Below are 13,179 nucleotides of genomic sequence, written 5' to 3' on the forward strand. Positions count from 1 at the left end.
CACCAGCATTTGAGTGGCGAATCGCCCCCCCCCCCCCCGCACTTGAGAGGCCGATCTTTTCAATTATTTTCGGCGGTTTTGATTCCATACGGAAGGCTACCTAAATCGCCGGAGGATTTGAGAGACGCCCTGGTGATAGCATCATAACGAGACCAGTAGCGAATCGGCGTCGCGTCATCGAAAGCGGCGCAAAATTATCGGTGGAGAACTTGCTCGCGTTCAGGCCCAGCAGGGAAATGGTCGATTTCCCGCCGCACAGAGGAAACGTGTCAACAGGGACGTCAATGCGACCGCATCGAGAGCCGCAATAGAGAGAATATTCCCCGAAGTTTTTATTGACCATCACACTTTTCTTACCGAGCGGGGTCTACAGCTGTGCAAGTCGCTTGATAAGCTTGGAGGTGGCGAGCGGCTTTTCCCAGCGTTCGATCGTTTGATACTCGACGGGGATCATGATGTCGTCATAGCCGGTCGTGAACACGAACGGCACCTTTTGAAGGCGCAACTCGTCGGCGAGAGGAAATACCAGCTCACCTTTAAGATTGACGTCCAGCACGGCCAGATCGACGTGTTGTTCAGCTATCAGCGCTTTTGCCTTGCGAATGTTGCTCGCTGGACCGGCAACGTCCGCGCCTTCTTCGCTGAGCGCGCGACAAAGGTCTTCGGCAAGATAAAACTCGTCCTCAACGACGAGGATCCGGCGGCCAGCCAGCTTGCCATTTTCCGTGTCGCTCATACGTGCGCCTCTTACTCTGATCCTCGGTAGATGCCGAGTTAGTCGCAACACATAACCTAGATTGAGCGAAATGGGTGCGTCGGTCGTTAATGTTGGGCTCAAGGACTGATCGTCGCATGACCAACCCGCTGATTTCAAAGCTCGAACGCTTCACGCGCTTGTCATCGGACGAGCGCGTGACATTGGATGCCTTGGCGAGCCGAAAATTACGGCGGATTCGGTCGCGCGAACACCTTATACACGAAGGCGACCGTCTGACCTGTGTCAATTTAATCGTCGTGGGCTGGGCGCATAGTTACAAGGTGCTTGCTGATGGGCGTCGGCAGATTGTCGCATTCCTGCTACCCGGCGATCTGTGCGATCCGCACGGCTATATTCTGAACGAATCCGATCATTCGATCGCGGCTGTAACGCCGCTCACCGTCGCGCAGCTTTCGCCTGAGGAGTTTGAGGCATTGAACAGCCCGCGCTTGGTTCAGGCGTTGCGATGGGATGCGCTGGTCACATCAGCGATTCAGCGCGAGTGGACCGTAAACATCGGCCAGCGTAGCGCGCTCGAGCGAACTGCTCATCTGATTCTGGAGCTATTCCATCGATTGGAATCGATCGGGCCAATCAACGCCAAGGGTTACGACTTCCCGATCCGGCAGACCGAGATGGCCGACGCGCTGGGGATGACGGCCGTGCACACCAATCGAATGCTTCAAATATTGCGAAAGGAACATTTGATCGATCTTGGCGATAAGCACCTCGCTATTCCGGACCTAGCCGCTCTGGAGTGCCTCGCGATGTTCAACCCTAACTATTTGCATCTCCAACACGAAGGGCACCATCTCGATGCCAAGGATTGACGACGGCGCCCCGCTTGCCGATCAAATGTTTCCTTGGCCAGTGGGCGGTGGCGACATGGGCGCGCGCATTCGTGCCTATGATTGGGGATCGACCTCGCTCGGGCCAAGCGACGCCTGGCAACCGAGCCTCAAGTCGTCGATCGATCTTATGTTGAACGTCGGCTTTCCGATGATGGTGATGGCCGGGGACAACTTCCTTCAAATCTACAACGACGCATATGCCGACCTAATGGCGGACGAGAACGGTGAAGGACTCGGTTTGCCGATCCGCGATCGTCGGCCACATTTTCTTGAGACCGACCCATCGATCCTCGATCGTGTGCTTGCGGGCGAAACGGTGAAATGGGCCGATTCACGCCATCCGATTCTGTATCGTGGTCGCGGGGTGGATCGCTGGTTCAACGCAACCATCAGCCCTTCGAAGGACGACGCAGGCAGGATCAGTGGTGCCGTTGTCGTTGCATTCGATGTGACCGGCTACATGCTCGCCGAGCGCCAGCTCGCTGGCGAGCTGCAGCATCGGGTCCGGAACAGTCTATCCGTCATACGCTCCATCGCGCGACGCACTGCCGAGTACAGCCAAAACCTCGATGAGTTCGCCGACCATCTAGATGGCCGTCTCGAAGCGTTCGCGCGCGCGCAAGGATCGACAGTAACCTTTCCGGCGCAACGTGCCGATCTCACCATGCTCATTGTTGACGAGTTAGCCGCCGCCACGATCCAGGAGGGCGATCTGCTGTTGCTCTCCGGACCAGATGTCAGCCTTCAATCGAAGGCGGCCGAAGCGCTGGGGATGGCTTTCCACGAACTGACAACGAACGCGATAAAATATGGCGCTTTTGCCGTAGAGGGCGGTTCGATCGCGGTTTCCTGGAGGATCGACGGTGAAGGCGACGATGGGCGCCTTACCATCATCTGGAAGGAGCGCCGACCTGGACCAGCGCTACCGCCGCCGACGCACCATGGCTTTGGCACCGAGTTTCTGGAGCAGACGCTGAGTTACGAACTCGAGGCCGAAACCATGCTCGATTATGGGCCGACGGGGTTTCGGTGCACGATCATCGTGCCGCTCACAGTTTGCGTCGTGACCGAAACGTAGCGAGGCGGACATCGCATGGTTTAACTGAAAACTGCACATCCTTGTAAAGCCGACGACCGAGAAATGCTGGGTTTCGGGTGACGAACGCTGATCGTAAGATTGCGGACTCATATGAGCGATTTACGAAGTGAACTTGATGCAACCAAATTTTACCGACCAAGACGTGGCAGAAGTTCGGCAATTGAACCGTAAGCTCAATCGTCTACCCCGCCTTCGAATGAAAACGACTCTCGGCCGTGTCGTTTTAAACGTCTTGCTCCGCATCGTGGAAATCTATCCGATGCTGCGCAGCCTTCGCTCAGGTGACCGGCCTAAATTGGAGACAATCGAAAGGCTCGGCAAACGCGTCAAGGTTCGCATCTTTAAACCTCGGCGTCCCTGCCGCGGCGTGATCCTCGATTGTCATGGCGGCGGCTGGACAATCGGTAACGCGCGGATGGCGGACACCCAAAACGCCGCGTTAGCTGCGAGACTTGGCGTGACCGTCATAAGCATCGACTACAGGTTGGCGCTTTCCAACCCTCTGGCAATGTTGATCGATGATTGCGAAGCCGTAATGATGTGGGCCATCGGCCAAGCGGAATCGAAGTTTGGAAGCCGCAGGATTATCGTCAAAGGGTCCTCCGCCGGAGCACATCTCGCCGCGGCGACGCTCTTACGATTACGGGACCGGGATAATGCCATTGGCCGCATCGACGGAGCGGTTCTTCTTTTCGGGCTATACGACTTTTCGGGGACGGCGATGGTACGTAATGCCGGGCCGGAAACGCTGATCCTACACGGACCTACGGTTCGTGCGACTTTGTGCAAACTGACGCCCGGTCTTACGGACGCCGAGCGCAAGAGTCCGGCTATCTCACCCGCATACGCTGACCTAACTGGGCTACCGCCAGCCTTATTTATCGTGGGAACAGAGGATATTTTGCTCGAAGATAGCCAAAGGATGGAGGCGCGGTGGCGCATTGCCAATGAGAATTCCGAGCTACTCATTGCCCCCGATAGTTCTCATGCGTTCAACCACATGGGAACATCGGTAGCCCGGAAAATCGAGCAATACATGGATGACTGGATTTTAGCGCGCTTCACGCAAGATCGGTAATTACAGAACCCTGCCCAACGATCCCATCACCATCAGGGTGGATCCATTCGCGCGTGAGAAGTTCCCGCAAAGGGGCAGTTTGATCAAACGCCTCGCTCATCGCATCCTGCCAGCGGGCTGGCGATATAGCTTCTCCTTCCTGAGCCTTTTCCATCATGATCCGGCACAATTCAGCGCGTTCGCTAAGCGAACGCATTGCCTGCTCGACCGATCGCTCCATCGTAAGAAATTGCGCCGCTAACATGATTTCGGCGGTATACACATGACCGATATGACAGCTAAATTGAGTCAGTGAACCCAGTTCGCTGCGCCGTAATGCTCCCCCGCAATCGGGGCATGTCACGGCGACAGGATGGTTTAGAGTAAATTGGGCAGTCATACCCTTCTCCTGCGAATCTCCTGTAGCCTGATCGCCACCTTTGCGTGCTTCCGCTGGCGATCGCTCGGCTACGAGTTGGACGAGTAGCGGGGCGATTTCGGGCACGGTCAGAACGTAATCGACTGCGACGTTCGCAATCGCGCTCTTAGGCATACTGGCACCCACGGCATCGGAGGGGTCTTGGACGATCGTCAGCCCCCCCTGCGCCTTCACCTCGTATAGCCCGGCCGTCCCGTCATTCAGGCCGCCAGTAAGGATAACGCCGATGACGTTTGCGCCGTAGGTGCGAGCGGCGCTCCGGAACATCGGGTCGATCGCGGGCCGCGCCATATTCTCGCGCGGACCTTTTGTAAGGCATACCTTGCCAGATTCTACCGTCATGTGATGGTCCGGCGGAGCGACGAAAATATGACCAGCGCGTATCTCTTCTCCATGTACAGCGTGACTTGCCGACATGGTGCCCAGGCGGCCGAGCAGCCAAGGCAAGTCGCTCTTGTGGGAACCGATGTGCAGCGTGACGAACACTGCCGCGCTCAGCGTTGCTGGCAAACCGACTACGATCGTGCGGATCGCGTCAACGCCGCCAGCAGAGGCTCCGATCACGATTATCTGTATCTGTTCGCGAAGTGGTGATCTCATCATGATTTCCATTCACGCTGGAAACGCACGATCAGTCCCGAAGACCCCTGCCGTTGCCGCATCAAGGCAGGGGCCTTCAGCCCAAGCGGGCCCCCCGCCCGAGCTGCGCTCGCTAAGCGGAGCGGCGCAGCCGTCTGCATTTTTCTCCAAATTCACGCCTCGCGCTACCCTTTTTGAAATGCGCAAGCTCTGTCCAGAAAACGACCGTTTTCCAGACACGCGGCGCGAGGGTCCAAAATATCGGCGGATCGCCGCCCGAGTGTTTACAAACCCGTTCGGGATTCTATGACGTGAAAACGTCTTGATTGGTTTGAATGATGAACACACGCGGCAGCACGGATTATTCTATCGCGACCGCAGGCGGCATCCGCATCGGCTATGCCCGTGTATCGACCGAGGATCAGAGCCTCGACGCCCAGATCGACGCACTCAATCGCGTCGGCTGCCACCGGATTTATTCCGAACATGCCAGCGGCGCGAAATCCGATCGGCCCGAGCTGACCCAGGCACTCAAAGCGCTTCGCCAGGGCGATAGCCTTGTTGTGTGGCGGCTCGATCGGCTAGGGCGCTCCCTGCCCCACTTGATCGCGACCGTCGCCGAGCTGGCCCGTGAAGGAATCGGATTCGAGAGCATCGACGAACGGATCGATACGGCCAGCGCAGGGGGTACGCTGATCTTTCACATCTTCGCCAGTCTGGCTCAGTTCGAGCGTCAGCTTACCAGCGAGCGCACCAAGGCTGGTCTCGCCGCTGGGCGGGCGCGTGGACGCATGGGCGGCCGACCGCCAGCGTTAACGATGAAACAGCTCCGCGAAGCGAAGCTGTTGCTGGCGGACCCACTTGCTACGGTTACGGATGTCGCGGCGACTTACGGGGTCAGTCGGGCGACGCTCTATAGCGGACTGAAAAAGCTCGACGGGATTTGCTCCGTCTCTGCTTGATTGTCAGATTGCGCTAGCATCAAGATCCAGCGCGGCTGGTTCGGCGCTGCTTGGCAATACAGTCAATCGCGTGAGGGCGGCGATACCGCCGCCCTCCGTTGCGCCGGTTATTTCTTCATCATGCCCGAGTTCATCATGTCGGGGTGCATCTTCATCATTTTCGCGCATCCGCTGTTTCGCATCATCATGCGGTGCGACATCTTTTGGCAGCTTGCCATTTTCTTTTTGTCCGCCATCGACATCTGCATTGGCTTGTCGGAAGACATCATCCCGCCCTTGGCCATTTGCGCGTAAGCGGGCACGCTGACGGAAATAGTCAGTACAGCCGCAGCACAGATTAATTTGATCGAGTTCATAATCGTAACTCCTTTGGGGATTTCCAGTTTGACCGAGGGCAAGTGAACAGTTTGAGAAAGTTGCCTATCGGGGATCGGTCTCTCCGTCCCAAATCGGCAAGATTACCGAAATAGTGGGACCGGCTTCGAGGCGCGTCTCGAACAAATCCGATCGACACCGCGATACGAAGACATTCTAGTTCGCATTTCCTCCCATATGTTGATCTCGATTACGTTCTGACGATCGCATCGGCTTACGCTGTCAACGACAGTCGGCACCATTGGAGCAAAGCAAATGATCGATACGATCCGCGGCGGGAAGTTTCTGCTGGCTGCCTCAGCGATGGCCTTGGCGCTTTCAGTGGCTGCCGGCCACGCACAGCGAACCCAGCCGTCTGACGCAATGTTGGCGGATCAAGGCCCGCTCCTCCCAGCGCGTCAGGACGGTGATCCGCTGCTGGGCAAGCAGGTCTTTCGGTTTGAGACCTTCGGCAACGAAGGCTTTTGGACCGATGCGGTGCGCTTACCTGCGGGTATCGCTGCGGCGAAAGTTACCCCGATGCAGGCGCTCCAGCTTGGGCTCCAAATCGATATGGATGCCATCGATCCCGCGACGCAGGCGCGGCTCGCCGAGGATTTGCGCCGCGATCCCTCGGGCCGGACATCCGCCCTGCTGAACGATCCTGCAGTCACTCTGGCGCTGATTAAGGCCAATGCGGTGATCGGCATGGCGGCCAAAGGCGACAAGGTTGGAACGAGCTGCGCGCTCTGTCACACGATGACCGACGCCGCCGTGTTCAAATCCTCCAAGGGCGGATCGATCGGCCACCGTCTCGACGGCCTGGCCAACCACGATCTCAATCTCGGCGCGATCTTCGCCGCCGCCGCCAACACGCGGGCGCTCTATACCATCGCGCAGACGCAGCTTGCCGCCAATCACGGCAAGACGCTCGGTCGTGCGCCGCGCGGGCTTACAGGCAATTCGACCGAAGCCGAGTTCGACGCCTATTTTAGCAATCCCAAATATTATCCCGTTGGGATGTTCGACGACACGTTCGACGGCAATGGCGACCCAATGCACAACACGCCGATGTTCCGGCAGGATCTCGCAGCGCCTTATGGGAGCGAAGGGACGATCGCCCGGCTCGATAATTTCTCAAACCTCGTTTACACCACGCTCTTCGACCAGACGATGTTGACGACCCCCGGCGGACGCGCGTTTGCACACAAGCTGGCGGGACCGGCCGGCGACGAGCTGATCGACACTTATGTGAAGATTCTGCGCGATACGCATGTCACCGGCTACCCCTATGTGACGGCGCGCGCCCATCCGCGACCGGGTAGCGAGGATGCGCCGATCGGCGTGCGCGTCGATCAGGCCAAGTTGCTTGCGCTCAACGCCTATTTCGTTGCGCTTCAGGCGCCTCGCGGTGCCGATATCGATGAGGCTACGTTCGCGAGAGGTCGCGCGGTTTTCAGTGCGGCGGGTTGTGCATCGTGCCACAATGCCGATCAGGGTCGCGCCGTGCCGACGACGGTCCACCCTATGGCGCGAATTTTCCCGGGCGACCGGCCCGTGACGCTTGCGATGCGGACACCGCCGCTCAACCCGGTGCTGAACACCCCGGGCAGCGTCTTCGACGACAAGATGGCCGTGTTCAACGCAAGCATTCGCGGCGAGAAGCGTGGCCTTGCGATGCCGCTGCTACTAGATCTCGCCCGAAAGCCGGTGTTCCTGCACGACAATTCGGTGCCGAGCCTCAACGCGCTGTTCGACCCCACGCGAGGGAAAATGGCTCCGCATCCCTTCTATCTAGCGGATCGCAAGCAGCGTGCATATCTCGTCGCGTATCTTAAAGGTGTGGATACCGTACGGCGCTAAGTCATGCAGGGGATGCCGTATATTCGCTGATGAATTAAAATAGTGCATTGTAGAGCGACTTGCGACCGGACAATATTAGTACCTACTTGGCTGTCTCCGGTCACCTGTTCCACGTCCTTATTCGATCTGGCCCGTTGACAGTCATTAACGCCGACGGCCATGCGCTTATGTTGTTCAGGGACCAATATAAGCCGCGTCGAGTTTTCCCGCGACCGCGCGAATGGTTCGAGCGAGGCCATAAAAATGGCCGACTGATTGTCGGTACCGGGGACATTTGCGCTCTCACCGCTCTCATCGACTGCAAAAAACTTCGACCAACGTTTAGCCCACTGCACGTCACATCGTGTCCGTAATACTTATCACACATCACGAAGGGGCCATTCTTGACGATCTATCGATTTGGCGTTGCGCTCGCAGCTTGGGCGTTTTTTTGCCCTGGGAACGACGCAGCCTATAGCCGCGTGGGTGTGAGCGAGACGTTTTGGGCAGTCCAGCCGCTCCGGACGCCGCCCGAGTATCACAGCAAGGACGGCGTCCTTTCCATCACAATCGAAGCGCAGCCGAAGCGTGTTATGATTGGCGGGCAGATTATCGAGGGTGCCACGTACAATGGCGACTACGGCGGGCCGGTGCTGCGGCTCAAACCCGGCGACACGCTGCGCATGCACTTCGTCAACCACCTACCGCAGATCACCAACGTGCATTTTCACGGCCTGTCGATCACGCCCGAGGGCCATGGCGATAATTCTATGCGGATGATCGCTCCCGGCGAGAGCTGGGATTACATTTTCACGATCCCGAAGGATCACGCGCCGGGCGTCTACTGGTACCACACGCACGGTCACGATTTCGCCGAGCGGCAGATCATGGGTGGTCTGAGCGGCACGCTGGTGATCGAAGGGTTTCAGGACGAGGTACCTGTGACGAAGCCGCTGGTCGAGCGGCTGATGGCGCTGAAGGAATTCTCACCCAATGGCAGCGGGCGCCTCAACCATGTGCCCAAGCCGTCGCATGGCACGATCAAGACGATCAACGGCCAGCTCGATCCGCAGATCGCGATGCAGCCGGGCGAAACCCAACTGTGGCGCATGAGCGCGCAAACCGCAGATGGCTATTTCCGCCTTCGCGCCAAGGGTGTGAAGCTGGTGGTCCTTGGCCGCGATGCGCGCCCGCTGGTGACGCCGGAACCGACCGATGAAGTGCTGATCGGTCCAAGCGAGCGAGTCGACGTGCTCGCCACGGCCGGCGCGGCGGGGCGGTACAGCCTGATGCAGGAGAAGACCGACACCGGGCCGCTTGGTGACATGTCACCGCCGCAGGAGATGGCGTCGGTCGTCGTCGCGGCTGACCCGTCTCGGCCGGTGCCTGCGCCGCTGGGACCGATCGTCGTCAACGCCCCGAAACAGCTTCCCGTGTCGGCCGACCACATCGACGCACGCCGCCTGGTGGTGTTCTCCGAGGACGTGACCACGGGCCTGTTCTTCATCAACCACCAGACCTTCGACCCCAAGCGCACGGACATCCGCGTGCCGCTCGGCTCGACCGAGGAATGGACCGTCCGCAACGCGTCGCAGGAACTGCATGTCTTCCACATCCACCAGGTGCCGTTCCAGGTCGTGAGCATCAACGGCAAGGCGCAGCCGTTCGTGGGATTGCGCGACACGATCGATGTGCCGATCCACGGCGAGGTCAAGATCCGCATGGCGTTCACCGATCCCCGGATCGTCGGGCGCTTCATGTACCACTGCCATATCCTCGAACATGAGGACAAAGGCATGATGGCGACGATCGAGGTCTACGATCCGAAGAAGCCCGCTGCGCCGGATGCGAAGATGCCGGGCATGACGATGAGCGCCACGGCGGAACGTCGTCATGTCGGCTAAGCGGTTCGCGATGGCAGCCTTGGCCGCACTCACCTGTTCGACGGCGGCATCCGCGCAATCGGCCGGCTCGACCAACGGCAATGCCATGCAGGCCGGCAAGGTAAAAGGTGGTGACGCAGACGGCGGCATGGACATGGGCGCCGAGCCAGTGAAGTCCTATCCCAAGATCACCTTCGACACGCTGGCCAACTTCGAGTTCTCCGGGCTCGCCGCAGACGGCGGACCGAACCGCTGGCCGCAACCCTATCTGCGCTTCGACACCACGGTCTCCGTCGCGACGAGCGACGCACTCAATTTCTACGGCTTGTTCCAGTTCAAGGCGCGTGAGCCGCGCCCGGCTGACGACCCCAATAAGGATCTGTTCGTCAACCAGGGGGCGGGGCGCAAGGTCGGCGGCAAGTTCAAGGAACTCTACGCCCGCTACGACACGTGGCGCGTCGGCAAGTTCGTCCAGAATTTCGGGCGCGCCTACGTGCTGCTGCCGGGGCCGTTCTCCGCCGACTTCATCGAGGAGCCTGACCAGGGCTACGAGCCGAGCGAGATGCTCGGGGTCGAGAAGCTGCACGTCTTCGGCAGCGAGAAATACGGCTGGCAGCAAGTGAGCGTGTCGGCCTTCATGGTCGATCGCTCGCCGCTCCATCGCAGTTTCCCGTATGACGAGGGCCAGATCCATTACAAGGATGGCGGCGTCGGCAACACGCACCTGCCGACCAACGTGATGGTGACCTATGATGCGCTGAACGTGCCGGTCGGCCACGGCGCGCAAGCGTCGTTCCAGGCGAGCGCGATCCGCTGGGGACGCACCTACGGCGTTCCGCGCGGCGAGTTCTGGACGACGGTTGGCGGTGATATCTCGATCCCGCTCGGGAACTCGGTGCGCAGGACGCTGCAGCGCAAATACACCGAGGTTCATCTGTATGTCGAGGGAGCACGCCGCGCGAACTTCCAGGGAATGCCCGGACGAGACCGCGATTACGTGACCGAGGCTGGGGAGTTCATGCGCGGTCCTTGGCAGATCGATCTGTCGGCGACGCAGCGCTGGACGACCGATCCGGCGATGCCGACCCAACAGGATCGGATCTACACCGGCACGATCGGTCGTAATTTCGCGTCACAGAGTCTGCTTATGCTCAGTGTCGCGCGGGAGCGCGTCGCGGATCGGGCGGGGGTCTATGCCGGCATCCGGCTCGTCCAGACGCTAACTACGTGTGCCCGATGCGCCGTTGGCCCGGCCTATTGATAGGGCACTGTAGCACTCGAGCGTGCACCAGCCGATGCAAAATAAACAGGTTCAGAGCGTTATGACGTTGCGGCTAAAGCTTACTGCCCCCCTGGCTTACCGGCATGATCCGAGACGATGACCGTGCCGAGCAGGCCGGGTGCTGCTGGGGCCACAAAATCGAACGCTCCTTCCAGCCGGAAGACATACGTGAACGGTTTACCTGGGGCGAGCGGCCCCGAACGCCACTCGCCGAGCCGTGCCGCCACAGTCTGAGACATGTCGGTGTCGTTCGTCCAGGTTATTGCGGTCCCCGGTTGCACAACGAGGCGCGACGGCGTGAATCCGGTGAGCTTGATGCTGATCGCGCTCGTTAACACCGTCCGTGGCTCGACGGGCTGCGGCTTGGCGGGCGGTAACGTTCCGTCGAGCGCGAAGACCCACAGCGTATCGCCGCGCGGGAAGTTTAATTGCCAGCTCCCGCCGGAGGCGACCGCGATATACTGCTTCCCGTTGACCGCATAGGTGACAGGCGGCGCATTGACGCCGGCACCGGTCTGAAAGCTCCAGCGGGATTGGCCGTTACGTGTGCTGTACGCCCGGAACGTCCCGTCGCCGTCGCCGATGAACACCAGCCCCCCAGCGGTCGCCAGCGTTCCGCCGATGCACATGTTGTCCAGCTTGTTCTGCCACGCGATTCTGTTGGTGTGTGGATCGATCGCGGTCAGCGTTCCCGAATAGTGACCGCCAGGGACGCGCGTCCAGATGCTGCCGAGGCGTTCCTTGCCGGTCGGCTCGTTACCTTCATGCACCGCGAAGACCTGCGGTTCGTCGATCCCGCAGACGAAGAGATATCCGGTGGCCGGATCATAGGAGACTGGCGACCATTCCGATCCTCCGTTGCCGCCCGGACAGCGCTCGACCGGATGCCCAGGACTGGCGGGTGGGAACATCGATTTGGCGTTAGGGAAATCGGCCAATTGTTCAGCGCACGATTGCGGTACAAAGGAATCGCCGGTGACGAATGGCTGCGTAGCGGCTGTCTTCTGCCAGGCGTCCTGCGGGACCGGCATTTCTTTGATCGGGGTCAACGGCTTGCCGGTCTCGCGGTCGAACAGATAGACCCAACCGATCTTGCCCGCTTGCGCGAGTGCTGGCACTCGCTTGCCTCCTACCGTCATGTCGAACAGTACCGGCGGACTCGACGGGTCGGTATCCCACACGTCGTGATGGATTTCCTGGAAATGCCAGCGCAGCTTTCCCGTCTTAACGTCGAGCGCGACGATCGAGTCCGTGTAGAGATTGTCGCCCGCCCGAATATGACCATTCAGGTCCGGGCTAGGGTTTCCGGTAACGAAATATACCAGCCCAAGCTCGTGATCGACCACGGGCGCTGTCCAGACGGCGCCACCGCCGTGCATCCAGGCGTCCCCAGCGGGCCAGGTTTCGTGGCCTTTCGTGCCTGGTCCCGGCACGGTGTAGAACCGCCAGATCAGCTTCCCGCTCGACGCATCATAGGCACTAAAGTACCCGCGGATGCCGAATTCTCCGCCTGCGACGCCGACATAGACCCGCCCGTTTTCAAACAGTGGCGGACCCGTGCCGGAATACCCCTTGAGCGGATCGCCTACGACGACCGACCACGCGACCTTGCCCGTTGCATGATCGAGCGCAGTAAGCTTGCCGTCCAGTTGCGAAACATAGACTTTGCCACCGCCGACGGCCGCGCCGCGATTGTTGCGGGCACAGCACAGCGGTAACTTGTCAATTGTCTCATAACGCGGCCGATATTCCCATCGTCTGACACCGGTCACCGCATCGAGGGCAAAGACATCGCTATGCGGATCGGTGATGTACAGCACGCCGTCAGCAACGACCGGAGCGCCTTCGAAGGAGGTGAACGCGTTCGCGATCCCGGTGCGGAACGTCCACGCCCCGCCCAAGCGCTTGACGTTGCTTTCGTTGATCTGATCGAGGGTGGAATTGTGCTGACCTAGCGGCGTTCCGCCATAGCTCGTCCATTCGTCAGACGTCGAAGCGACGGTCTGCGCTAAGCACGTTGAGCTCGAGATTGCCAAAGCAAGCGCCACAACCAACGCAAGACATTTTGGACCCA

General features: G+C 59.7%; 11 protein-coding genes. 7 read left to right on the top strand and 4 right to left on the bottom strand.

Annotated elements, in window-relative coordinates; translation table 11 throughout:
* Window positions 1–367 precede the first annotated feature (367 nt).
* Complete coding sequence (locus tag ACP7C5_RS13165) at window positions 368–736, bottom strand: response regulator (RefSeq protein ID WP_426264589.1); 369 nt, start codon at window positions 734–736, stop codon at window positions 368–370.
* 116 nt (window positions 737–852) lie between these two features.
* Between ACP7C5_RS13165 and ACP7C5_RS13170 the strand changes: the two genes are divergently transcribed.
* The 3 genes from ACP7C5_RS13170 (at window position 853) to ACP7C5_RS13180 (ending at window position 3,785) form a co-directional block, all read left to right on the top strand.
* Window positions 853–1,587 (top strand): Crp/Fnr family transcriptional regulator, encoded by a 735-nt coding sequence (locus ACP7C5_RS13170; RefSeq protein WP_426264590.1) that lies wholly within the window; start codon window positions 853–855, stop codon window positions 1,585–1,587.
* A gap of 55 nt (window positions 1,588–1,642) precedes the next feature.
* Window positions 1,643–2,686 (top strand): sensor histidine kinase, encoded by a 1,044-nt coding sequence (locus tag ACP7C5_RS13175; protein WP_426264591.1) that lies wholly within the window; start codon window positions 1,643–1,645, stop codon window positions 2,684–2,686.
* A gap of 136 nt (window positions 2,687–2,822) precedes the next feature.
* Entirely contained in the window at window positions 2,823–3,785 is a 963-nt protein-coding gene (locus tag ACP7C5_RS13180) for an alpha/beta hydrolase (protein WP_426264625.1), read from the top strand.
* On the opposite strand, the gene ACP7C5_RS13185 is transcribed toward ACP7C5_RS13180, so the two are convergent.
* Window positions 3,769–4,815, bottom strand: a complete 1,047-nt coding sequence (locus ACP7C5_RS13185; protein WP_426264592.1) for a chemotaxis protein CheB — start codon at window positions 4,813–4,815, stop codon at window positions 3,769–3,771. The two genes, ACP7C5_RS13180 and ACP7C5_RS13185, sit on opposite strands and share 17 nt — an antisense overlap.
* 302 nt (window positions 4,816–5,117) lie before the next feature.
* On the opposite strand from ACP7C5_RS13185, the gene ACP7C5_RS13190 reads away from it, so the two are divergent.
* Window positions 5,118–5,744: a recombinase family protein gene (locus ACP7C5_RS13190; RefSeq protein WP_426264593.1), complete on the top strand. Its 627-nt coding sequence runs from the start codon at window positions 5,118–5,120 to the stop codon at window positions 5,742–5,744.
* Between the two features lie 107 nt (window positions 5,745–5,851).
* On the opposite strand, the gene ACP7C5_RS13195 is transcribed toward ACP7C5_RS13190, so the two are convergent.
* A complete protein-coding gene (locus tag ACP7C5_RS13195) occupies window positions 5,852–6,100 on the bottom strand; it encodes a hypothetical protein (RefSeq protein WP_426264594.1) in 249 nt (82 codons plus the stop codon).
* Between the two features lie 274 nt (window positions 6,101–6,374).
* Between ACP7C5_RS13195 and ACP7C5_RS13200 the strand changes: the two genes are divergently transcribed.
* The 3 genes from ACP7C5_RS13200 to ACP7C5_RS13210 all read left to right on the top strand — a co-directional run bounded on the left by ACP7C5_RS13200 (window position 6,375) and on the right by ACP7C5_RS13210 (window position 11,084).
* Window positions 6,375–7,961 carry a hypothetical protein gene (locus tag ACP7C5_RS13200; protein ID WP_426264595.1) on the top strand — a complete coding sequence of 529 codons (1,587 nt, stop codon included), beginning with the start codon at window positions 6,375–6,377 and terminating at the stop codon, window positions 7,959–7,961.
* A 467-nt stretch (window positions 7,962–8,428) separates the two neighbouring features.
* The gene (locus ACP7C5_RS13205) at window positions 8,429–9,844 is read left to right on the top strand and encodes a multicopper oxidase family protein (protein ID WP_426264596.1); all 1,416 of its coding nucleotides are present in this window, start codon (window positions 8,429–8,431) and stop codon (window positions 9,842–9,844) included.
* Window positions 9,845–9,854: 10 nt separating this feature from the next.
* Window positions 9,855–11,084 carry a hypothetical protein gene (locus tag ACP7C5_RS13210; protein ID WP_426264597.1) on the top strand — a complete coding sequence of 410 codons (1,230 nt, stop codon included), beginning with the start codon at window positions 9,855–9,857 and terminating at the stop codon, window positions 11,082–11,084.
* An 80-nt stretch (window positions 11,085–11,164) separates the two neighbouring features.
* Here the strand turns inward: ACP7C5_RS13210 and ACP7C5_RS13215 are convergent, their stop codons facing one another.
* Window positions 11,165–13,141 (bottom strand): PQQ-binding-like beta-propeller repeat protein, encoded by a 1,977-nt coding sequence (locus tag ACP7C5_RS13215; RefSeq protein ID WP_426264598.1) that lies wholly within the window; start codon window positions 13,139–13,141, stop codon window positions 11,165–11,167.
* Window positions 13,142–13,179 lie beyond the last annotated feature (38 nt).

Origin of the sequence: Sphingomonas sp. PWP1-2, from assembly GCF_049898305.1 — a bacterium.
Classification (GTDB): Bacteria; Pseudomonadota; Alphaproteobacteria; order Sphingomonadales; family Sphingomonadaceae; genus Sphingomonas; species Sphingomonas glacialis.